At 37.8% G+C, this 24,140-nt stretch carries 18 protein-coding genes; 16 read left to right on the forward strand and 2 right to left on the reverse strand.

The window, feature by feature from the left end; translation table 11 throughout:
- Positions 1-11: 11 nt before the first annotated feature.
- Positions 12-1,142: a porin gene (locus I6F54_RS11470; RefSeq protein ID WP_197141440.1), complete on the reverse strand. Its 1,131-nt coding sequence runs from the start codon at positions 1,140-1,142 to the stop codon at positions 12-14.
- Positions 1,143-1,596: 454 nt separating this feature from the next.
- On the opposite strand from I6F54_RS11470, the gene I6F54_RS11475 reads away from it, so the two are divergent.
- The 6 genes from I6F54_RS11475 (at position 1,597) to I6F54_RS11500 (ending at position 7,320) form a co-directional block, all read left to right on the forward strand.
- Positions 1,597-2,067, forward strand: coding sequence for a hypothetical protein (locus tag I6F54_RS11475; RefSeq protein WP_024594052.1), 471 nt, complete (start codon positions 1,597-1,599; stop codon positions 2,065-2,067).
- A 53-nt stretch (positions 2,068-2,120) separates the two neighbouring features.
- Entirely contained in the window at positions 2,121-2,597 is a 477-nt protein-coding gene (locus I6F54_RS11480) for a hypothetical protein (RefSeq protein WP_024594053.1), read from the forward strand.
- Positions 2,598-2,653: 56 nt separating this feature from the next.
- Positions 2,654-3,352, forward strand: coding sequence for a molecular chaperone (locus I6F54_RS11485; RefSeq protein ID WP_197141442.1), 699 nt, complete (start codon positions 2,654-2,656; stop codon positions 3,350-3,352).
- A 74-nt stretch (positions 3,353-3,426) separates the two neighbouring features.
- Positions 3,427-4,068, forward strand: coding sequence for a hypothetical protein (locus I6F54_RS11490; RefSeq protein ID WP_231609639.1), 642 nt, complete (start codon positions 3,427-3,429; stop codon positions 4,066-4,068).
- 2 nt (positions 4,069-4,070) lie between these two features.
- Positions 4,071-6,479, forward strand: a complete 2,409-nt coding sequence (locus I6F54_RS11495; RefSeq protein WP_197141444.1) for a fimbria/pilus outer membrane usher protein — start codon at positions 4,071-4,073, stop codon at positions 6,477-6,479.
- On the forward strand, positions 6,469-7,320 hold the full coding sequence (locus tag I6F54_RS11500; RefSeq protein ID WP_024594058.1) for a hypothetical protein: 852 nt from the start codon (positions 6,469-6,471) through the stop codon (positions 7,318-7,320). Before I6F54_RS11495 ends, I6F54_RS11500 begins: the two co-directional genes overlap by 11 nt.
- Here the strand turns inward: I6F54_RS11500 and I6F54_RS11505 are convergent.
- Positions 7,310-7,900 carry a LuxR C-terminal-related transcriptional regulator gene (locus tag I6F54_RS11505; protein WP_010553852.1) on the reverse strand — a complete coding sequence of 197 codons (591 nt, stop codon included), beginning with the start codon at positions 7,898-7,900 and terminating at the stop codon, positions 7,310-7,312. The two genes, I6F54_RS11500 and I6F54_RS11505, sit on opposite strands and share 11 nt — an antisense overlap.
- A 408-nt stretch (positions 7,901-8,308) precedes the next feature.
- Between I6F54_RS11505 and I6F54_RS11510 the strand changes: the two genes are divergently transcribed.
- The 10 genes from I6F54_RS11510 (at position 8,309) to purF (ending at position 24,014) form a co-directional block, all read left to right on the forward strand.
- Complete coding sequence (locus tag I6F54_RS11510) at positions 8,309-10,531, forward strand: TonB-dependent receptor (protein WP_197141446.1); 2,223 nt, start codon at positions 8,309-8,311, stop codon at positions 10,529-10,531.
- Positions 10,532-10,796: 265 nt separating this feature from the next.
- Entirely contained in the window at positions 10,797-11,918 is a 1,122-nt protein-coding gene (locus I6F54_RS11515; protein WP_197141448.1) for a 4-phosphoerythronate dehydrogenase, read from the forward strand.
- Positions 11,919-11,966: 48 nt separating this feature from the next.
- Complete coding sequence (locus I6F54_RS11520) at positions 11,967-12,983, forward strand: aspartate-semialdehyde dehydrogenase (protein WP_007586655.1); 1,017 nt, start codon at positions 11,967-11,969, stop codon at positions 12,981-12,983.
- Between the two features lie 354 nt (positions 12,984-13,337).
- The gene (locus tag I6F54_RS11525) at positions 13,338-17,873 is read left to right on the forward strand and encodes a FimV/HubP family polar landmark protein (protein WP_197141450.1); all 4,536 of its coding nucleotides are present in this window, start codon (positions 13,338-13,340) and stop codon (positions 17,871-17,873) included.
- 148 nt (positions 17,874-18,021) lie between these two features.
- A complete protein-coding gene (gene truA / locus I6F54_RS11530; protein WP_007584098.1) occupies positions 18,022-18,819 on the forward strand; it encodes a tRNA pseudouridine(38-40) synthase TruA in 798 nt (265 codons plus the stop codon).
- A 140-nt stretch (positions 18,820-18,959) separates the two neighbouring features.
- Positions 18,960-19,835, forward strand: a complete 876-nt coding sequence (gene accD / locus I6F54_RS11535; protein ID WP_007376856.1) for an acetyl-CoA carboxylase, carboxyltransferase subunit beta — start codon at positions 18,960-18,962, stop codon at positions 19,833-19,835.
- 25 nt (positions 19,836-19,860) lie between these two features.
- Complete coding sequence (gene folC / locus I6F54_RS11540; RefSeq protein WP_024590974.1) at positions 19,861-21,126, forward strand: bifunctional tetrahydrofolate synthase/dihydrofolate synthase; 1,266 nt, start codon at positions 19,861-19,863, stop codon at positions 21,124-21,126.
- An 11-nt stretch (positions 21,127-21,137) separates the two neighbouring features.
- Complete coding sequence (locus I6F54_RS11545; protein ID WP_024590975.1) at positions 21,138-21,779, forward strand: SPOR domain-containing protein; 642 nt, start codon at positions 21,138-21,140, stop codon at positions 21,777-21,779.
- A 195-nt stretch (positions 21,780-21,974) separates the two neighbouring features.
- Entirely contained in the window at positions 21,975-22,469 is a 495-nt protein-coding gene (locus I6F54_RS11550; protein WP_007376853.1) for a CvpA family protein, read from the forward strand.
- Between the two features lie 18 nt (positions 22,470-22,487).
- Positions 22,488-24,014, forward strand: coding sequence for an amidophosphoribosyltransferase (purF, locus tag I6F54_RS11555; protein WP_007580920.1), 1,527 nt, complete (start codon positions 22,488-22,490; stop codon positions 24,012-24,014).
- Positions 24,015-24,140: the final 126 nt, after the last annotated feature.

The raw sequence follows: 24,140 nt of genomic DNA on the forward strand, positions 1-24,140 counted from the left end.
ATAAGCTCCAATTAAAAGACAAGATCTACACCAACAGCTACAACATCCGTCTCTGTATCGGTTATATCATCTTCAAAACGACTAAAGTCGATTTTGAAAGCAGCGGAAGGGTGAAAATCATAACGTGCACCAATTGTGTATACGTTACTTTGTGCACGAAGACCTTCAAGAGCACCATTTACAGCCGAGTTTAAGGTTGGTATTGACTCAATGGTATTAAAACGTGATGAGTCATGTTTGTCATCATTGTCTTCATAAGTAAAATGAACAATTACACTGTCAATACGGTAACCAACTGATGCGTAATACTGTGACTGTTCTGGCAGTATACTGTCTTCAACCTCAAATTGTGTATATTCGGCATCAAACAAAAAGTTTTCATAATCAACAGAAAAACCAACGCCAACGAAACTCGTTTTATCTTCTTCAGTGATTAGGTCATTCGCAGTATTAGTTAAGCCACTATCAGACAATACACTTACGAGACCAATTAGGCCGCTATCCTCTGATGAAATGCTAGTGTCGGACACAATGTATGCAGCTCGCGCACTGAACCAGTCGTATGATAGACTCCAGTTTATACCGGCTAAATTATTTAATTCAGCAGGTAATTCTGTTCCAAATACGTCAATATCACCATCGAATGCACCATAAAAGCCTTGAAGCGTAGAATCCCAATCACCTAATTGAGAGCTGTAAACTACACTAACTCCTTCATAAGTTGAAAATGGGATACCGTATACTGATTTTGGCGGACGTACCCAGCGATAAGCATAACCTACATCCAAGAAATCAGAATACTTGTAAAAAGGAACACGCATTTTACCAGCGCTAAATTGCAGTTCATCGCTGTATTCATAAGTAATGTATGCCCATTCGAATGTAGCGTCAAAGTCATCCTCTCCACGCGCAATAATTTGAGCCGTAGCTGTTAGCTTTTCATGTAGGTCTGCAGATAATTGTAAAGCGAATTTACTCTCATTTTTAAAAGAGATATCGTCATCATAGCCGTACAAAGTACTGTCACTATCCAGACTTTTACCACCGACAATTGATGCAAAACCATTAATTCTTACCTCAGCACTAGCATAGCTAGATGCTAAAACTGCACATACAGCCACTGCTACAGATAGCTTTTTCATATGTTGTTCCTATTTGTTATTTAAATGTTGATTTCTTTATTAGTATAAGTGCATAACGAGTATTTATCTAATAAACAGAACTGTTTAAGGTTTTTATTTTATTTTTAGTCAATATTATTTTGTTTTTTAATTAATCAGGTGCGAATGTTTGTGTTTAAAAATGTTTAGTACTGGGGTTGGATATAAAATATACGCCTGGTGATTTTTGTTTATAACGTCTTAATGTAACTTACAAGCCGTAAGTATTGTATTTACTACCATATAGATTTGTTAACATTTAATTATAAGTGTTTTACATAAGTTATTTAGTTTAAATGTTTATATTTTATATTGTTACATAGTCGAAATTATCAATAAGTAAAGCTAATCATAAGCAAATAACAACTTTCTAAACTGCAATTTTATCATAGTATCAGTCCTGTCTTAGCGAGGTCGGTCAAAGGAGATGGCGCGGATGAAGAAGGTAATATGGTTTTTATTATGTTTCTTTGCAATGAATGCATACAGTAACGATGAAGTAAGTTTAACTCTGGTAGGTCATATTTCACCAGTGTGCGGCTTTACTACTCAAAATAACAACCTTCAGTTTTCTTCAGATGGCCTTGCGAGTACAAAGCTAGTGATTAATTGTAATTCACCTATGCGAGTATCAATGCAATCTGAAAATGGTGGCCTGCGCCATCAGCAAAGTACTCAAATAAATGCTTATAACATTAATTGGTCAATAGAGGGGGTTTCAAGCGACGTTTCTGCAACAGCACTTGAGCTCAAATCTATGTACAATTTTGATGTTGATAAGATTTTATTTAACAGCGTAGCTAAATTACAGTTAAAACTAGATGAGCCTTTAATTTATGCCGGAAGTTACCAGGATGTGCTTCGCATAGAAATGACACCATCGGTTGTATCTGGTGGAGTTTGGTAAAACACTAACTATTAAATATAAACAAATATGTCACATGGATAAGGAATATTAAAATGAAAAAGTTAATCGTGTTATCAGCAATCGCAACTCTAACATCTGGCGCAGCATTTGCTGAAAATCTAAATGTAGGTGGTGCAGTGTCATCGATTTGTGGGGTGAGCAACATTAACACTACACAATTCTTTCAAACATTATCAGATGGTGCAACTAAAAATGTAGGCTTTGATTTGCAGTGTAATGATGTTGATGGTGCAACAATGTCATTAACAACATCTGAAGGGCACTTGCAAAATGCTGACCATGAAGATCGTGGTGTCGGCTACACTGCCAAGTTAACTGCAGGGACATTTGATTTTACGCTTTCGGCTGAGAATGGCCAAAATGATAAATCTGAGTCGCAAAGCCGTGCTGGTTCTCCAACGCTTGCAGCAGGTGGCGTAGCTGGAAATATTTTACTAACTGTAACACAAGCACCCGTTTATGCCGGTACTTATGCAGATACGCTGATGTTGGCAATAACAGCTAACTAATTAGCATAATAAAAGGCAGTAATTACTGCCTTTTAATTTAGCAGGAGGGACTCTATATGCGTTATATCTTTTTAATGATACTTTTACTCAGCTCTTATTCTACACTGGCTTTTCAAGTTAAACCAATGGTCGCAGAGCTTGAATCATCAGGTAGCCAATCACAACAAACAATTCGTATATCTAACCCTTCAGATAGTTCTTTAACTATTGAGATATCAGCTTTTGATTTACTAATTGCACCTAACGGTGATGAAACATTAAAAGCGAATGAAGAAGACTTTTTAATTATTCCCATGACTACAATTATTCCGTCCGGGAAAAGTCAGTCGGTAATTGTTCGATATATTGGGGAACCAATATTAGAAAATTCGAAAGCGTACCGTGTAGCCATTGATCAGGTATCTGTTGATTTAGAGAAAGCGGGGCAGTCAGGCGTTGGTATGTCAGTTAGCTTTAGGACTTTATTTAATGTGGTGCCTAAAGGTGCTGAGGCAAAATTATTAATTAAAAATAAACGCCAAGTAGATACAGAAACATGGAATGTGCTTCTGGAAAATACAGGCAATAAATATATTCGCTTATCGCAGGCACAGTGGCTTATTAAAGGCGATGATCAAGAGCTATTATTAGAAGGGGCTGAATTGAGTAAAGCACTGACTGGAAAAATTTTATTACCAAAATCTAGCCGTGAGGTCTCAATAAAAATTCCAACAAAATTTAATGCAGCAAGCAGTGATCTTGAGGTCAATTTTTAATGCTGCGGATATGCAGTTACTTTCTTATATATGTAATTGTAATTGCACCGACCTTTGGTGTAGAAGTAACGCCTATGGTGGTTACTTTCTCCCCTGATAGTCGTTCAAGTAACGCTTCTAGCTTGGTTCACAATCAGTTACCAAGAGACATTGCTTTTGATATCCAAATTTACGAAATTGACTTTTCTCAAGGCACGCCTAAATTAATTTCTTTAGATGACTCTCCATTGTGGGTTTTTCCTCCATCGCTATTTTTGCAACCAGGGCAAAGCCAGCAGTTGCAATTTAGATGGTTAGATAAAAAACTTCCTAGTACAGATAAAAGCTATCAAGTTAGTTTGATTGAGCAGCCCATTGCAAACCAGTCTATAAATAAACAGTCACAACTTACGATGTTGTTAAATATAAATTTAATTGTTCATTTGGATCAACCTCGATTAGTTCCTAAACTGACTATAAAAGAGCCTCATGTTGAGGATGGCTTTATCGTCACTGAAGTATTAAATGAAGGAAAAGGGGCAGGACGATTAAGTGATTATGAAATAAAAATCACTAAAAATAAAACCCTGAGCGATCGAATTTTAAAAGATCAATTAAAAGCAAACGGATACGATGTTTTTTTTGCTCCTCATAGCACCAGTGTCATAAAAGTCCCTATGCCACAATCTTTACAGGAAGGAAGTTTAAATCATCTACGTTTAGTGCTGGCTCGCTAGTTATGCGAGTTTTATTATGCATATTTTTATTGAGCTTTACTCAATTATGTTATTCAAAAATTAACCCGTCTAAAAGAACCATCGAACTCAGCGTTGAAGCAGAACTGAATAAAAATGCTATTGGTAAATTAACTCTTGCAGTTGACCCAAATGATAATTTATCACTCAAATGGAGTGAAATTAAAGTGTCATTCGAACGACTTTTATTTTCAGAAGATTTTGATTCTTTAGAGTCTAAAGTTAATAAGAATGTCATTGATACAAAAGCATTAGAGTCATTTGGATATAATATTTCATTCGATATGAGTGATTTTAGCTTAGAAATATCAGTACCTCTTACACTGACTCGCCCTCAACAGCTAAGTTTAAAATCTGATTCAAGGAATTTAACAGCATCGGAACCCGCTAAACTAAGTGGATTTGTTAATGCTTATTCAAGCTATTTTTATCAGCAAGATAAAGGCGAGGACACAACAGATGAGCTCTTAGCTATTCGCTCTGAAATGGTAGTGAGCTGGGAAGGCTGGGTTTTAGAAAACGAAGTGGAGTATTTATCTGAAGTAGCTCCTACCTCATCAAATATTAGGCGCTTAGGTACTCGTATAATACATGACCTACCGCTTAGTGGGTTACGTATATCAGTCGGTGATAATTATAGCTCAGGTAGTTATTTTCAATCAACAGCACGGGTACTAGGTTTGTCGCTTTCACATGATTTTTCGCTAGTTTCTGACAGACCTATCAGACCCAGTGCTTCTCGTAGCTTTACCTTAGAGAGTCCATCCTCTGTAGAGGTGTTAGTTGGCGAGCGGATAGTACAAAAACTTAATTTAGCCGCAGGTATATATTCTCTTGATGATATTCCCCTTAATGAAGGAAGCAATAATATTACTTTGAGGATCACTGATATAGCAGGAGTTGTGCGTTTTGTTGATTTTGACGTAACGACAGGTTTAGATCTTTTTGCTCAAGGGCAACTTGAATATGAGTTTCATTTAGGCGTTCCTTCACGCTTAGGTAGTGAGCTAGATTATGATTACGACGAGCCACTAGCCAGCTTTTATCTTGATTATGGCATTACACCTAGCTGGACAGCTGGTGCGGCAGTACAGGGTGATGAGTATTCTCAGCAGGTTGGTTTTAAAAATATTTATGCAGCTAAAATTGGACAGATTGCGTTTGAAAATGCGATAAGTTTCAATGAAAAAACAGGCCATGCTTATCGCATTGTTTATAGTAACTATAGAAATCATAGTGATAATAACACTGACATTACGGTGGGTTATGAATACTCATCAAGATATTTTACAGGCCTTGGTTATCGGCCTGATTCTCAATCTAGTTCTCGCTTAAGAGAGCATTATATTCAGGCTAATTATAGTTTTTTTTGGGGCGATAATACGCAAACATCTTTTTTTACAAGCTTATCAAGGTCATATGATGAAGCTCAATTTGATAAATCAATTGGGGTTAGTCTTTCTGGTGAGATCGATAATAGCCAATGGAGATATAGTTTAGGTGGGCAGTGGGAGGGTCTCGCTGAAGAAAGTCAATGGGATGTAAGGTTGTCTGTCACTTATAAGTTTTCTAATACTCGACGGGCTAAATTATCTCATCAATCTAGGCGTGAAAAAACACGTTTAGAATTCTCTCAAGATAGTAATCAGCGCTATGTTGGAGCTTTGAACATAAGAGCTGGGCTTGAAAAAAATGATCAAAATGAAGCTATTTTTGATCTAAATACTCAATATAACGCGAATCGTTTTGTTATGAACTTTGATCATGGGAGTTTTTACGAGCAATTTAATGAGGACTCAGCTTACCATCAGAGCCGATTAAGCTTGGCGTCAAGTATAGCATTTGCAGATAATAGTTGGGCTGTTGGGAAACCCATATACGATAGCTTCGCTTTAGTAAAACCTCACTCTAGCCTTAAAGGAAAAAAAGTTATATTGGGGCAATATGAAGATGAATATAGGGCAGATAATGAAGACTTCGAGACTATTTTATTGAACGATATAAGTTCATACGCCTCAACCAACGTTGCAGTCGATATTGATAACTTAGCGCCAGGGTATGATATAGGTTCTGGTATTATTACTCTTTATTCACCTTATCGAACGGGTCATGCAATTACAATAGGGACTGCCGCTAACATATCAGTCATTGCAACGCTGTACGACCAACAAAAAAAGCCACTATCGTTACAGGTTGGAACGGCTATTTGTTTAGATAATAGTAGTAAGAAAGAGCATACATTTTTTACGAATAAAAAAGGACGATTTGCATTAACAGGTTTAACCGCCTGTAATTATGAAATTACACTTAAGAATGCAGAAAAGTCACATTTTACGATTGAAGTATCTGAAGGTGAACAATTACAGCGCAAAGGAGCTATTTATGTACAATAAAAAAGTAAGTTTATTATTGGGTGGTTTAGCACTATTTATTTTTACGCCTTTAATTCATGCGCAATGTGCTGCTAGGTTCGATAAGGTTGAACATATTTATGATGATTTTGAAAGCTACCATGCCTTACAGCAAATAGACTCTAAGAAAGAGTTACGTATAAGCGTTATTAATGATGAGAGTTGTCAATTACAGCTCGTGATTACAAGTGAGAACCAAGCTCAGTTAAAAGGGCAATTTCAAAGTGTTCCGTACCAAATGCAAAGTATACAGAGTCAGTTAGTTAGCACATCAACTTTAAAGTTGAGCTTTACTAATTCTTCGACGATATTGTCATTACTAATACCATCAGGAACACCGATTAAAGCTGGTGTCTATACAGATAGACTCCAAATGAAATTATACGATCAGGGGAGCAAGTTGTTAGATGAACGAGAATATAGCATTCAAGAAAATATTGTGCCTAGAACAAGTCTTTCTGTACTTGGGTATAATACATTTTCAAATACTATTAATTTGGGAGAGCTAATACCGGGTAAGGAATACACTATGTTACCTAGTTTACAAGTTGTTACTAATTCAGATATTCAATTATCTGTAAGTTCAGATAATAATGGTAAATTAATACACAGTCTCTATAGAGATAAATATGCAATTAATTACAGTCTAGATCTGGCAGGAAGTTGGCTTGAACTAAATAACGTATCACAACATAAATTCTCATATTCAGGGCAAACCGTTTACTTATTACCTTTAAAAATTCAGCTAAATGATTTTGAAAGGCAAGCTGCCGGTGAATATTCTGACATAATAAGGTTTCAAATAAGCCCACTTAACTATTAATTCTATTTAAGTTTTTTTGACACCAAAGTAATGCTTGTTGCTTATTTTTTACAGCAATTTTTTGGTAAACCTTGTGTAGGTGAACGCGAACAGTAGCTTCACTTATAAATAAAGTGTCGGCAATTGCACTTGAATGTAAGCCAGAAAATAATAAGTTTAATACTTTCATTTCTTTGCAGGTTAAGTTGTTTGATTGCAGCGTAGTTTGTTGTTCACTCGCTAGCATTTGCCTCATCCAATCATCGGTTACTGCACGAGGGAACCATAACTTTCCTTGTTCAATGGCTTCTAATCCTTGTTGAAGTAGTACTTCGTCAGTGCCTTCGTAAAACAATCCTTTTAAATTTGGCCACTCTTTTAATGCTAGTACATCGCAGTCTTTTGGGACATCAAAAATTACCAGTCCTTGGTGACCATTTTTTAGCATGAATTGATTAATAAGTTCATAATTGGTAATGACGTTTAAAGCTTGATAATTAACAAGTAAAACGTTGAAGTCAGCTGCAACACAAAAAAGTGAAGTGTAATTTGGATTTGTGAAGCATTTGAGGCTTTTATCAGCTGTGTTTTCAATATTCATAATATTCTATCCATAGACTACATTTTAGTACTATATTCTTATTTTTAGTTAATTTCAATGATAGGAGAATGTGTTGTAGCTCTTTTTTTATACACTAAAGTACATGTGTAAAGTACGTTTTATGTGCTTTTTAAAATTGTATTTATGCGGTTTTTTGTTTTAAAACAGCTTTTTAGTGAGGTTGATATTAATGTTCTTTATTTATGATAATCCACCTAAAGCTAACAATGTCTAAATTGCTTTTATTCTTTATACATTTATTCAAATAATTTATACATTTCTTCACAATTCTGTCATATAATACCCATCCAGAGGAAAGATGCATTACGCATCTTTTTTTATGCCTGAAATTTATACTCTTAAGTATAAATGCATAACTAAATCACACGGTATCCTTTGGAGAATATTTTGAAATTACGTAACCTCTCACAGCTAAGTCTAGCAATTTTTGCTGCACTCACTACCTCTGTAAACGCCGAAGAAACTAAAAAAACAGCTAAACAAGACGCATTTGAAAAGATAGAAGTCACAGCTCGTAAACGTACAGAGAGCCTGTTTGAATCTCCAACCGCTATCACTTCAATTGGCGCTAACCTAATTGATAAAGCCAATATGAGTAACCTAGAAGATATTGGTAAATATGTTCCAAATTTAAATATTACCCGCTATGGCGTGGGCAATTCTGCGCATGCGTCTGTATTTATCCGCGGTATAGGTTTGCAAGATCACATAATAACTACCGATCCGGGTGTGGGTGTGTATCTTGATGGTGTGTACTTAGGTCGTCAAATGGGTTCTAACTTATCATTACCTAATGTTGAGCGTGTTGAAGTGCTTCGTGGCCCACAAGGTACTTTATATGGCCGTAATACATTAGGTGGCGCTGTAAATGTAATTACAAAGCAACCTGGTGATGAAGGTATTGTTACTACTACAGCTAAGCTGGGAAGCCGAGGACGTATTGCCGGTGATGCTTATTTTAATAACTCACTAACAGATGATGTAAGTATGTCTGCAAGTGCATCATACAAAACACGTGATGGTGTGGGCGAAGCTGTTAATTTAGCAAACCCAGAAAAAGAAATTGGTGAAGAAGAAGAATTTAGTGGTCGTGTTGCACTTAAATGGCAAGCAAATACCGACTTAGCATTCACTTTTTCTTTAGATGGTGTTGATAACGAATCTGGCCAATCGCCTTATACAATTGAATTAACAGACCCACTAGACTCAAATGATGTTTTTAATGGCGACTTCCCATTATTGACTCAAGATTTAATACCATCAGATCCTGATGATTTAGGTACGACTGTTGCTGGTATTGAATCTACTTCTTATTCAGGTTGGGGCACATCGTTTTCAGCCGATTGGGCAATTAATGACACTTATACTACTAAGTTTATTTCAAGCTACCGTACATCTGAATACGAAGGTGGTCTTGATGATGATGCATCTCCTTTAAACTTGTCTGAGTTCCCAGAGGAGGGCGGTGCTGACCAATACTCATTTGAAGTTCAGCTAAATGCAACATTCGATAATATGGACTTTGTATCTGGTCTTTACTTTTTTAATGAAGATGGCTTTACACGTTCAGGCCCGTTTGTATTTAGCCCATTTAATACACCTAATGGCTTGTTGAATGATGGTGTAACAGAATCATTTGGCGGTTACGGCGAATTTGAAATTAACCAAGAAACTAATTCGTATGCAGCATATATAAATGCCAGCTACGATTTAACTGACGATTTAACGGTTGGTGGTGGTCTTCGTTATTCAAAAGATAAGAAAGATGCAAATGCTATATTCCCATCATTTCCAACTCGTAAATATGTAAGTGCAGATTTTGATGCGGTTACGTGGGATGTAAATGCATCTTATCAGCTTAGCAATAATATGAATGTGTATGGCCAGATTCAAAAAGGCTATCAAACAGGTGGTTTTCCACCGCGTCCATTTGGTGGACCAGATCAATTTGTATCGTTTGACGAAACAAAAGCAATTAACTACGAAATGGGCTTAAAAGGCCAAGTACACGAAAATGTATCTATGATGCTTGCGGTATTTGTGACTGATTACACCGATTTAGCATTACCGTTTTCAGATCCAACAGCGGGTGGTGGCTTTGTAACAATTGTAGAAAATGCGGGTCAGTCTAAAGCGCAAGGTATTGAGCTTGAAACAACCGTTGCTATTACCGATGACTTTACTATTCGCAGTGCAGTTGGTTATTTAGATTCTGAAATAACAGAAGTGGCTGAGGGTGTACAAGGCATAGGTAAAGGCGATTCACCAGCACTGACGCCACGCTGGACTGTCATGGTTGCACCTTCTTACTTTATGGATTTAGAGAGTGGCGCAACACTTGCGTTTAATGCTAATTATTCGTATCGCAGTGAAATGCAAGGTCAATCAGTTTACAACCAAAGTGAGACCATTGATTCTCGTGAACTAGTTGGTTTTAATATTTCGTACACTAATCCATATGGCGATATGGAAGTTACACTGTATGGTGAAAACGTTCTAAACGAAGTTTACGATGTTGGTCGCCTACAACAATCAGGTTTTGTTGGTGTAATGCGTAGTAATGACCGCAGTGAATTTGGTTTGAAATTCAAAAAAGATTTTGAGCTATAAACTAAAATCAAGTAAATAAAATTCAATGTAATTGACGTTTATTTTTCATAACAAAGGCCGAATCATGCTGTGATTCGGCCTTTATATATTCAATAGTAAAATTATTATCCACATAATTTAAATCCCTAATTTAAATTGCTGATTTAAAACAATCAACATAACCACTTTTAAGTATTTGTATCAGCTAAAATGCGCCTTTTTAGTTTGTGTAAAGGCTTGGTTGTTCGTTACAATGGCGCCACTTAATTGCCAAACGGACTCAGTGATGAAAATTCTTGCCGATCAAAATATGCCTTTAGTTGAGCAGTACTTTGCAGACTTTGGTGAGGTTGAGCGTTTTGATGGTCGTAAATTAACGCCTGAACAATTAATAAATGTAGATGTACTCCTTACTCGTTCAGTGACTAATGTTAATCATGAACTATTGGCACAAGCTAACAAGCTGAGCTTTGTGGGCACTGCTACAATTGGCATTGACCATATTGATACGCAATTACTACATGATAGAAATATTGCTTTTACCAGTGCTCCTGGTTGTAATGCAGTTGCTGTAGCTGAATATGTAATTAGTAGTTTATTTGCATTAAGCCAAGAAAATGCGCGCCCATTGTGTGGTCAAACAATTGGTATTGTAGGAATGGGTAACATTGGCACGTGTTTGTCGCAAAAATTAAAAGCATTAAATGTCGACGTACTGTTATGCGATCCAATTAAGCACGAACAGGGCTTACTACAAGAGCATGTAGCGCTTGATGAGTTATTAGCGCAATCAGATGTTGTTACTTTTCATGTTCCACTTATTAAAGGTGGCGAGCACAAAACGCTGCACATGATGAATAAAGAGCGATTACAATCACTTAAACCAGGAACCACGCTAATTAATGCAAGCCGAGGCGATGTGATTGATAACCAAGCATTGCTTGAGGTAATGGAAGCTGGGGCTGATTTAGATATAGTACTTGATGTATGGGAAAAAGAGCCCAATATTCTAACTGAATTACTAGAGCATGTGCGTTATGCCAGTGTGCATATCGCAGGGCATACACTTGAGGGGAAAGCACGAGGTACACAAATGTTGTATCAAAAATTGTGTGACCTAAAAGGTGTAGAAGTGAGTAAATCGTTGGATGATTTTTTACCAATACCTGCTATTACAAATGCAACTGTTACGCAAAGCCTAAGCGAGCAAGATATTGCCCGTTTGGTGCATTTAATTTATGACGTACGCCGCGATGACGGAATTTTACTTCGTCATTTAGAAGGTGAGGGCTTTGATAGTTTACGTAAAAACTATCCGGTAAGGCGAGAATTTAGCACCTTATTCCTACAAGGTGATAGCCCACAACTAGCAGCACTTAGTCAACTTGGCTTTAGCATAGCTAAATAATTATTTAACTAACGATGTTGTTTTAATGTCGTTTATAGAGGAAGAAATATGTCGCAAAAATATAACGTTGCCGTACTTGGCGCTACTGGTTTAGTAGGCCGTCAAATCATTGAAACGCTAGCAGATCGTAAGTTTCCTGTAGATCAGCTTTTTTTACTTGCGAGCAGCCGCAGCGCAGGTGAAGACATAAAGTTTCGTGGTGAGACCATTGAAGTACTTGACGTTGAAGGCTTTGATTTTAGCCAAGCGCATATAGGTTTGTTTTCTGCTGGTGGTAGTGTATCTGAAAAATATGCTCCTATTGCTGCTGATGCCGGCTGTATTGTAATCGATAATACATCGCACTTTAGAAATGATTTTGAAATCCCACTAGTGGTGCCAGAAGTTAATGCTTCAAGCCTAGCTGATTTTAGGAATCGTAATATTATTGCTAACCCTAACTGTTCAACTATTCAGATGATGTTAGCACTTAAACCAATTTATGATGCTTACGGAATAGACCGTATTAACGTATCTACTTACCAAGCTGTATCGGGCGCAGGTAAAGAAGCGGTTGATGAACTTGCAAAGCAAACAGCTAACTTGATGAATGCACGCCCTATGGATAATAAAGTATTTCCGAAGCAAATTGCATTTAACGTTATTCCTCAAATTGATAGCTTTGAGGATAATGGCTATACACGCGAAGAAATGAAAATGGTAAATGAAACTCATAAAATTTTGGGTGATACCACTATTGCAGTAAATCCTACATGTGTACGTGTTCCCGTGTTTTTTGGTCACTCAGAATCAATTAATATTGAAACGCGCATGCCTTATGACTTTGAACACGTTAAGCAACTTTTAAAAGACGCGCCTGGTGTCGAGCTAATTGATGATGAAGGTGATTACCCTACAGCAGTGTCTGACGCTAGTGGTAACGATACTGTTTATATAGGCCGATTACGTGCTGATATTTCTCATCCTCATGGATTAAACATGTGGGTTGTAAGTGATAACACTCGCAAAGGTGCTGCAACTAACAGTATTCAAATTGCAGAAGAGCTTATTGCTAATTACATGTAATAGTTAATAGCGCTGAACACACTTTCGAAGCGGTAAACATTATTTGTTTGCCGCTTTTTGTTTATAGAGCTTGTCAATTTTTTGCCGTTTATTTTTGAAAGTATAAAAACTGATTGATAACACTCAATAAATTAATATTTATAAAGATGTTTTAAGGCATTTATTTTCAAGGTGTTGCGATGGATATTAAGCCTTAACTGGTTTATAGTTTGTAATTGGAATAGAGCTTGCAATAAAAATAGATTGTAATAATAAATGCGAGTCAGTCATTTGGCTGATAACAGCAATAATCAACAATGTTTATGCACTTAAGCTTTAAGTGTTTTGTTAATATTTAAATATTAAAGGATCAGCATGCGCGGTTTAGTTACACTTATTATATTAGCGTCTGCATTGATAGTAACGCCAGTTTACTCTCAAGACAGTACCCAATTAAAGGGGCCTAAAGGCGTTGACTATGGCGCGCAAGGGCGATCTATTGGGCCAATTAAACCAACAGACACACTTTGGCGTATAGCGGCTAAAGTGCGCCCAGATAACTCCGTCAGCATTTATCAAGTTATGCAGGCCTTGTATAACAAAAACCCCAACTCATTTTTAGAACAAAATCTTAATCATATTCAAAATGGTGCCTATTTAAAAATCCCTACTTTAGCCGAAATAAAAGGTGTAAATACACAGCTTGCAAAACAACGCTCAGAGCAAGATGATGCATTATGGGAAAAGAAAAAAAATGGCACACTTACGCAAAGCGAAATTACCTCAGCACAAACAAAAGTAACCCAAGCTCGTAAAGTCGACGTAGACGATGCCAAAAAAGAGATACAGAAAGAATTAAATGAAATAAAAACAGAGCAAAGTACTAAGCTGGTTGAGTTACAACAACAATTTAAAAATTCTGTAAGCAATGTAGAAGAAATTTTAGTTGAGAATAATAATCTTAAAAAACAATTATCAGGTATTTCAAACGAACTCGAAAACTTACGCTTACAGTTAGGACAAGACAGTGAAATTCAAAATCAATTAAAAGAACTAATTGTTAAGCAAAACGAGATTATTGCACAGCAAAAAAAACAAGAGATAGTACCAAAAGAATCGTTTGATTTAAGCTCATTATTTTCAAATCCGATAGTGCTGGGTTTATTAATGTTTATTCCTGGGCTACTGATTATTTTTGCAATTGTTATGTTTTTACGCAAACGAGCAAGTAATCAAGAAGAGCCACAAAACGATGATGACTTTTTACCACAAACCCCAATTTACACTGGCGATGATGATTTAGGCCCAAGTTTAAATGACGATCCAATTGTACCCGACCCTTTAGATGACTTGAGTGTTCAACTTGATGATAATCTCGAAAATGATATGTTGCCTGATGATGATTTAGATGACGGCCTAGATGATTTTTCAGGTGGTGAGAATTTACTCGATCAGGATGAGCTTGAAAGTCTACTAAGTGATGACATTGTTTTTGATGATGAAAATACCGATGACGATGATGAACTCGATATTTTTATGCAGCAAGGGTTTGATCAACCTTCAGATGAAAACGCTGAAGATATTGATTTAGACTTATCTGATGACTCAATAAACAATGATGAAATTCTAACTAATGACGATTTAGATAGCTTGTTTGATGAAGACGATAGTCTACCTGAGTTTGATGCACAGCAAACAAGCGAAGCTTTAGAGGATGATAGCTTAGAGTCTCATGATGAAATGGCGGCTTTAAGTGAGGAGCTTGCAGATGATGATAATTTTGATATAGATGAATTATTAGATCAAACATCAACAGAATTAGATACCTCAAATAACACTTCAGCTGAACTTGATACAAGCGACGACTTTGATTTAGACGATATAGATAGCTTAATTGATGAAGCGAATGACCCAAAAAGTGATGTGGTAGATGACTCAATTGATGCAGAGTTACTCGACGAAGATGAACTTCTAGAAGAAAGCGACGATTTTGATTTAGATGACATAGATAGCTTAATTGATGAAGCAGCGGTTGACACTGCAGATGATTCATTAGTTGAGGAAAGCGACGATTTTGATTTAGATGACATAGATAGCTTAATTGATGAAGCAGCGGTTGACACTGCAGATGATTCATTAGTTGAGGAAAGTGATGACTTTGATTTAGACGACATAGATAACCTAATTGATGAGGCAGCAGTTGATACTGCAAATGATTCATTAGTTGAGGAAAGTGACGACTTTGATTTAGACGACATAGATAGCTTAATTGATGAGGCAGCAGTTGATACTGCAAATGATTCATTAGTTGAGGAAAGTGATGACTTTGATTTAGACGACATAGATAACCTAATTGATGAGGCAGCAGTGGATACTGCAAATGATTCATTAGTTGAGGAAAGTGACGACTTTGATTTAGACGACATAGATAGCTTAATTGATGAGGCTGCAGTAGATACTGTAGATGATTCATTAGTTGAACAAAGCGATGATTTTGATTTAGACGACATAGATAACCTAATTGATGATGAACTAAAAAATTCAGATGTAAGAGATTCAGAAATTGATAATGCATTAGCAGACTCAGTTGAGGATTTAGCAGATGCTCAAGAAGAATTAAATGTTGATGATATTGAGTCGCTTGCTTCATCATTAAATGAAGAACCCGAGCTTGACGATGAGCCTGAACTTGCAGAAGAACCTGAGCTTGAAGAAGAACCTGAGCTTGAAGAAGAGCCTGAGCTTAAAGAAGAGCCAGAGCTTGAAGAAGAGCCGGAGCTTGAAGAAGAGCCGGAGCTTGAAGAAGAGCCAGAGCTTGAAGAAGAGCCAGAGCTTGAAGAAGAGCCAGAGCTTTTAGAAGAACTTGAGCCTTTAGAAGAGCCAGAGCTTGAAGAAGAGCCGGAGCTTGAAGAAGAGCCAGAGCTTGAAGAAGAGCCAGAGCTTGAAGAAGAGCCAGAGCTTTTAGAAGAACTTGAGCCTTTAGAAGAGCCAGAGCTTGAAGAAGAGCCGGAGCTTGAAGAAGAGCCAGAGCTTGAAGAAGAGCCAGAGCTTGAAGAAGAGCCAGAGCTTTTAGAAGAACTTGAGCCTTTAGAAGAGCCTGAGCTTGAAGAAGAACCAGAACTTGTAGAAGAGCCAGAGCTTGAAGAAGAGCCTGAGCTTGAAGAAGAGCCAGAGCTTGAAGAAGAGCCAGAGCTTGAAGAAGAACTTGAGCCTTTAGAAGAGCCTGAGCTTGAAGAAGAGCCAGAGCTTGAAGAAGAACCAGAACTTGTAGAAGAGCCTGAGCTTGAAGAAGAGCCTGAGCTTGAAGAAGAACCAGAGCTTGAAGAAGAACCAGAACTTGAAGAAGAGCCAGAGCTTGCAGAAGAGCCTAAGCTTGAAGAAGAGCCAGAACTTATAGATGTAACGGTTGATGATTTTTCAGACACATCAGAGTCGCTTCTTGATCCTGAAGATGCACTTGAAGAATACACAGATGATACTTTAAAGAGCGTTGATGAGCTTTTAAGTGAGCTACAACAGGCCACTGATGACGACTATATAGAAACACCTGATTGGTCTTTAGATGAGCTTGATGATGATCTTGAAGAAATAGAAGTTGATCTTGGTGACGATCCGCTAGCGGGCGACGATGACTCAGATCTTACTGAAATTGAAGAGCAGCTTGATAGCGAGCTTGTAACGCCAAGTGAAGAGTTGGATGAATATCCTGAACTTGAATTAGACGATGATCAATCATTATTAGAGAATGAGCCTTCGTTTGAGCCGCAAGAGCTTAAAGGAGATGCATCGGGTGATGAAAATGCAGTAGCACTTAGTCAAACAGAGAAAGATCTCGCAAATGCGCTTATGGCAGATGGTGATTTAGATAGTTTAGAAGATGATTTTGATGATGAACTATTAATTGATAATGACTTCTCTGAATTAGAAACTGAAACGGAGATTGAAGATGAGTCGCTTGATGATGATTTACTTCAAGAAATTAATAATGAGGTTGATTCTGTTGAACCACCAAGTATTGAAGATGACATCAAACCTCTTAACCTTGATGAAGTTCAAGAAACATTAGAAAGTGAGTTGCCATTTACCCCTGAAGAATTACAAGGGGATGATTTAGATGGTGAGGCACCGGGAGTCGCTTCCAGCCAAGCTGAGCAAGATTTAGCAAACGCACTTATGGCAGATGCTGATTTAGATAGTTTAGAAAATGATTTTGATGATGAGATTTTAATTGAAAATGATTTTTCTGAATTAGATGCTGAATTTGACGAAGATAGTTTAGAGCAAGCGCTAACTGATGAGTTATCAGACGAATCGCAAGAGCAAACAAATGCAGAGCGCGAAGCACAGTTAACAAGCTTAGATGAAGTGGGTAGCACTGATATTAGCTCTGACGACGAACTTGATGAAGAGTTTATGTCGAATTTGACGCAAACTGATTTTGATTCATTACTTAGTGAGTTAGCAGAGCCTGAAGACTTAAGTGTTGATGACAGCAGTGAATTTGATGTTGACTTTGACAGCTTGCTAAAAGAAGACTTAGAGACAGATGATTCATTAACTACAAAAGAGTCACTTGTTGAAGGTAGTGATGTTGAGCAACTTGATAATGACGAATTTGTAGATATTGATTCATTATTAGAAGAAAGTGACGACGCTGAACTTAAACACGAACCTTACACCGACGTTAATATGGATGTCGGTTTGAGTGAGTTTGATGCATTACTTGCAGGTGATAACCCAACGGATGTTGATGCTGAAAGTGGTGGCTACTCAGCTAAACTTGATTTAGCGCGTGCTTATATTGAAATTGATGATTTTGATTCTGCGCTTAAAGTTATTGAGGATGTCATTAACAAAGGTCCTGAAGAAGTTCAAGAGGAAGCACTTAGCTTAAAAGCTAAACTAAAATAATTAAAATGTTTATAAGAACCCGTATCTAGCTTAGCTAAATACGGGTTTTTTTATGTGTATTGGTTTGATTACGACAGGTCTCCTTTTATTGCATCGTTAGATAGCATAAAATGCCTCGTTCATTAGCACAGTAGGTAAAACGGTAATTATGCGAGTAGCACTTGGAGTTGAATACAACGGCGCACGTTATAGTGGTTGGCAGCGTCAATCACATGTAAATAGCGTACAGCAAGAAGTAGAAAAAGCGTTGTCGCGTATTTGTAATCATCCTGTTGAAGTTATATGTGCAGGGCGTACAGATGCTGGTGTGCACGGTACAGGCCAAGTAATACACTTTGAAACGCAAGCCGATCGCGATATGGTCGCATTTACACTAGGTATGAATACTTTAATGCCTAAAGATATTGCTATTCGCTTTGCCCAACCGGTTGCTGATGACTTTCATGCCCGTTTTAGTGCTACAGCTCGTCGTTATCGCTATGTTATTTATAACTCCCCCCTACGAGGTGCGGTATTAAACGAGGGGGTTACGCATTTTCATCATCATCTTGATGAAACAAAGATGCAAGAGGCGTGTCAGTACTTAATAGGTAAACACGATTTCACCTCTTTTAGAGCGATACATTGCCAAGCGAATACACCGACAAGAACAATTCATCATCTGTCGGTACAGCGCCAAGGTACTTACGTTATTATTGATATTAAAGCGAATGCATTTTTACATCACATGGTACGTAATATCACAGGCAGCTTAATGGATGTTGGTTTACATAAACAACAACCTATATGGATAAAAGAGCTACTTGATTGTAAAGAACGCGCAAAGGCCAGTGCTACCGCTAAGGCTGCTGGTTTGTATTTAGTGGATGTTGACTACCCTGAGCAATTTAATATTCCTCAAACACCTTTAGGCCCTTTATTTTTGCCTGATATAGATGTGGTATAAGTACTTTTTATGAGCACTTTTAACTACTAAGACCAGTTTTTTATACCGCGTTAGTGTAATTCATGTTTTAATTGAAAAAATTTGTCTGCTAATTGCTATTAGCAGGCTCGCGACACAGAACAGTATTAAGAGAGTTGCAAATGAGTTGGCTAGAAAAAATCTTACCTAAAACGACAAAATCATCAGGTCGTAAAGAAATCCCAGAAGGTGTTTGGGCTAAGTGTACATCGTGTGATTCAATTTTATATAAAGCTGAATTAGAAAAGTCGTTAAACGTATGTCCTAAGTGTGATCACCACATGCGTGTTAGTGGCCGTAAGCGCCTAGAGCACTTTTTAGATGAAGGTGATCGTCAAGAGCTTGGTACACAACATGAGCCTAAAGACATTCTTAAGTTTAAAGATTCTAAGAAGTACTCTGACCGTATCAGCGCAGCCCAAAAAGCAAGTGGTGAAAAAGATGCACTTGTCGCTATGAAAGGCCGATTAAAAGGTATTCCAGTGGCAGCGGTAGCATTTGAGTTCTCATTTATGGGTGGTTCAATGGCTTCTGTTGTTGGCGCTCGCTTTGTTGATGCTGTTGATCAATGTTTAGAGCATAACATGCCGCTTATTTGTTTTTCTGCATCAGGCGGAGCACGTATGCAAGAAGCGCTTATGTCGCTTATGCAAATGGCTAAAACAAGTGCTGCACTTGCAAAAATGACGGAAAAAGGTCTTCCATTTATTTCAGTAATGACCGACCCGACAATGGGTGGTGTATCTGCATCACTTGCTATGCTGGGTGATATTAACGTTGCTGAACCTAAAGCGTTAATTGGTTTTGCAGGTCCTCGTGTTATTGAGCAGACTGTTCGCGAAACATTACCTGAAGGTTTTCAGCGTAGTGAATTTTTGCTAGAACATGGTGCAATTGACATGATTATTGACCGCCGTGAAATGCGCGATACCCTTGCACGCATTTTAGCTAAATTTATGAACTTGCCTTCTACGGAACAAGAGCATAGAGTAGCGTAAATTTCAGCTTTACTGATTACACGCTATGACAAAAACAATTCCTAGCCAATCATCAAGCCTTGATGATTGGCTTTTTTATTTAGAAAGTGTTCACCCAGCTAACATTGCAATGGGCCTAGAACGAGTTGCTAATGTTGCCAACAATATTGGCCTTTTAAACACTCCAAGTAAAATTATTCTTATTGCCGGTACAAACGGTAAGGGCACCACTGCACGTTGCTTAGAGTCGCTATTGCTAGCGCAAGGTTTTAGCGTGGGTACTTACGCATCTCCTCATTTAATTCGTTATAACGAGCGTGTACGAGTTAATGGCGAAGAACTGGCAGACCAATTTCATATAGATGCTTTTCACCAGCTTGAGCAAGGCCGTAAAGACACTCCTTTGACTTATTTTGAATATGGTACTTTGGGTGCGTTGGCAATTTTTAAACGCTGTAAGGTCGATTATGTATTACTAGAGGTTGGTCTAGGCGGGCGCTTTGATGCTACAAATATAGTAACTCCCTTTGCAAGCGTGATCACCACTATCGATTTAGATCATAAAGAGTACTTAGGTGATACACGAGAGTTAGTGGCTTATGATAAAGCCGGTATTTTTCGTGAAAATACGCCTGCTATTATAGGGGATTTAAATATTCCTCACACAATGACTGATTACGGCAAAGAAATTAATGCCAATATGACGTTGTCGGGCAGTGACTTTATTTTCAAAGAGAATGCTGAGAGCTTTAATTGGCAATATAAAGAACATAATCTTGTAATAGATAAGCCAGCAATACCGTGTCAAAATGCAGCAACTGCGTTAACTGCGCTAAGTGTTTTAAGCTTATTACCTAGTGAGCAAGTCATACGAAGTTGCCTCGCTAATTTAGTTGTAGAAGGGCGGTTTCAGCAGTTAAGCGCTGAGCCTTTAGTCTTTACCGATGTAGCACATAACCCTGAGTCGGCGCGTTATTTAGCCAATAAGTTATCAAGCTATAAAGATAAAGGCTTTAAAATTCATGCATTAGCCGCTATGCTTGCTGATAAAGATAAAGTGGGTGTACTTAAAGAAGTAAGTCACTTGGTCGATGAGTGGTCATTAGCGAGCTTAAGTGGTCCGCGAGGCGACACTGCAAGTAATTTACAAAATGCGCTGCAGGGTATATCTCATCATAATACTATCAATAGCTATGATAGTGTGGCACAGGCACTGAGTGTAATTTTACCAAAACAACAAAGTGATACTATGTTGATTGTATTTGGTTCATTTTTTACAGTGGCCGGCGCTATTAATTACTTTAAAAAATAGAGAGGATGTCGGTGAACTCAAGTTTTATTAATCGCTTAGTCGGAACAAGTATAGTAGTGATCGCAGCAATTGTGTTTATCCCTAATATACTCGATGGCGAAAAAGTGCATTATAAAGAGGGCTTTAAAGCGATACCTGATCGCCCTGAGTTCAAAACAATCGATCTTCAAGAGTCAATTGATGAAAACATGGCTAATGCTGAGCCACTAAAACAAGATGAAATTGAAGATATTCAAGCTGACGATGAAGCTTTTGAGCAGCAAAACGCTATGGATGAGAGTGACTACGCTGTAGAGAATAAAGTTGTTGAAGCGACTATTGAACCCAAAGCTACACCGATCACTAAGGCACCGGTTCAGGCTAAACCAAAACCTATTGCGCCTCGTAAAAGTGATGAAAACCTAACAAGTATGGCTTACGTTATTCAATTAGGTAGTTTTTCACATGTTGCAAATGTAAAAGCATTACAGGCTAAATTAAAAGTTGAAGGGTTTAAAACGTTTACTAAACCGATTAAAACCCCAAATGGGACGTTAACCAAGGTATTTGTTGGTCCTTCGCTTGATAAAAATGAATTACAAAAGCAGCTTCCCCAGCTGAAAGAGCTTACTAAATTAAATGGTAAAGTTACGCAATACGAAGTAACAAAATAATTAAAAAAAGGCTTGTATCACAAGCCTTTTTTTATTTATTTATATTTGTTTTTACCATTATCTTTATCTCACAATACCCATTCTATAATGTTAATTTTTTGTATTGACTACAACCCAGTAATCTCCCGTTTAAACTTGCATACTAACGATGTTTGGGTATAGAATGCGCCCCAAATTAGCGACTAATTGGTTCTTATGATCTGGGTTGATTACGCCATTATTGGCATCATTGCATTGTCTACCATCATCGGTTTAATACGCGGCTTTGTAAAAGAAGCAATGTCATTAGCGGTATGGGCTGGCGCCTTTATCATCTCTAGCTTATTTTACCAATATTTAGCTTCCTTCCTAACAACCATTTCTGAACCCCTTTTAAGAAATGCTGCGGCCATAGCCATATTATTCTTTGCGACGCTACTGTTAGGCGGTTTACTAAACTATATTTTAGGTGAGCTTGTACATCGTACTGGTTTATCGGGTACCGACCGTGTCTTTGGCATAGTGTTTGGTGCTCTACGAGGCGTGTTGGTCGTGAGCGCGTTACTCTTCTTTCTTGATGCTTTTACTGGTGCACCCAATACGCACTGGTGGGGCAATTCTATTTTGATTCCAGAATTTGGCTTTGTTGTTGAATGGTTCTTTTCGTACCTAGAAAACAACTCGAGCTTTTTAAATTCAGTAAACCGTTAATCGGCGAGGATAAATTACATGTGTGGTATCGTTGGAATAGTCGGAACATCCCCTGTGAATCAGGCGATTTATGATGGCTTAACTGTTTTGCAGCACCGTGGTCAAGATGCCGCGGGTATCATTACCATTGAGAATAATACGTTTAGCTTGCGCAAAGCAAATGGCTTAGTGAAAGATGCCTTTCACACACGTCATATGAAACGACTACAAGGTACAATTGGTCTTGGCCATGTGCGCTATCCTACAGCAGGATCTTCAAGCTCATCTGAAGCACAGCCTTTTTATGTTAACTCACCGTTTGGTATAGCACTTGCCCATAATGGCAACCTTACTAATGCAGAAGCTTTAAAAGAGCAGTTATTCTCAGAAGCACGTCGTCACGTTAATACAACATCAGACTCTGAAATTTTACTTAATATCATGGCACATGAATTAAGCAAATCTGATAAGTTGCATTTAGACCCTGAAGATATTTTTACTGCGGTAACCGAAGTAAACAATAAAGTAAGCGGTGGTTATGCAACTATTGCTATGATTATCGGCCACGGCATTGTTGCTTTTCGCGACCCTAATGGTATTCGCCCGCTTGTATTTGGTAAACGCGAAACCGAAAAAGGTACTGAGTACATGTTTGCCTCAGAAAGCGTTGCATTGAAACCGGACGGTTTTGAGTTTGTACGTGATGTAGCCCCTGGTGAAGCTATATATGTTACAGAAGAAGGTGAATTCCATTCACTTAGTTGTGCTGATAAGGCATCTTACTCGCCGTGTATTTTTGAATTTGTTTATTTTGCTCGACCTGACTCAACAATAGACCGTATGTCTGTGTACGCAACACGCGTAAACATGGGGACTAAACTAGGCGAAAAAATTGCACGTGAATGGGCTGACAAAGATATTGATGTAGTTATCCCAATCCCAGAAACTTCATGTGATGTAGCACTGGAAATCGCACGTGTACTTGATTTACCGTATCGCCAAGGTTTTGTTAAAAACCGTTATATTGGTCGTACATTTATCATGCCTGGCCAAGAGATGCGTAAAAAATCAGTGCGTCAAAAGCTAAACGCAATTGATCGCGAGTTTAAAGGTAAAAACGTATTATTGGTTGATGACTCAATTGTTCGTGGTACAACATCAGCACAAATTGTTGAAATGGCCCGAGAGTCTGGCGCTAAAAACGTTTACTTTGCATCAGCGGCACCTGAAATACGCTTCCCTAATGTGTACGGTATTGATATGCCTTCAGCAGCTGAGCTTATTGCTCACGGACGTGAAGTAGAAGATATTAATGCAAGTATTGGTTCTGACGGTTTAATCTTTCAATCGTTAAAAGATTTAATTGCTGCGGTTAGCCAAGAAAATCCTGAAATTACTAAGTTTGAAACTTCAGTATTTGATGGCCAATATATTACTGGCGATATTGATCAAAACTATTTAAATCGTATTGATAAGCTACGTAACGATTCAGCAAAAAGCACCCGAGAAAGTGCGATGTCTTCAGGTTTAGAAATACACAACCAAGACGAAAACGAAGCTGATTAATGATTAGTTAATAAAAAGTCGTTACACAAAAAAAAGGAGCTAATTAGCTTAATGCCAGTCAGTTAAGCTGACTGGCATTTTTCTTTTTATGGGGATACTTAGATGGTTTTGGCTTAACCCATCGGG

Source organism: Pseudoalteromonas sp. SWXJZ10B, assembly GCF_015864475.1.
Classification (GTDB): domain Bacteria; phylum Pseudomonadota; class Gammaproteobacteria; order Enterobacterales; family Alteromonadaceae; genus Pseudoalteromonas; species Pseudoalteromonas arctica.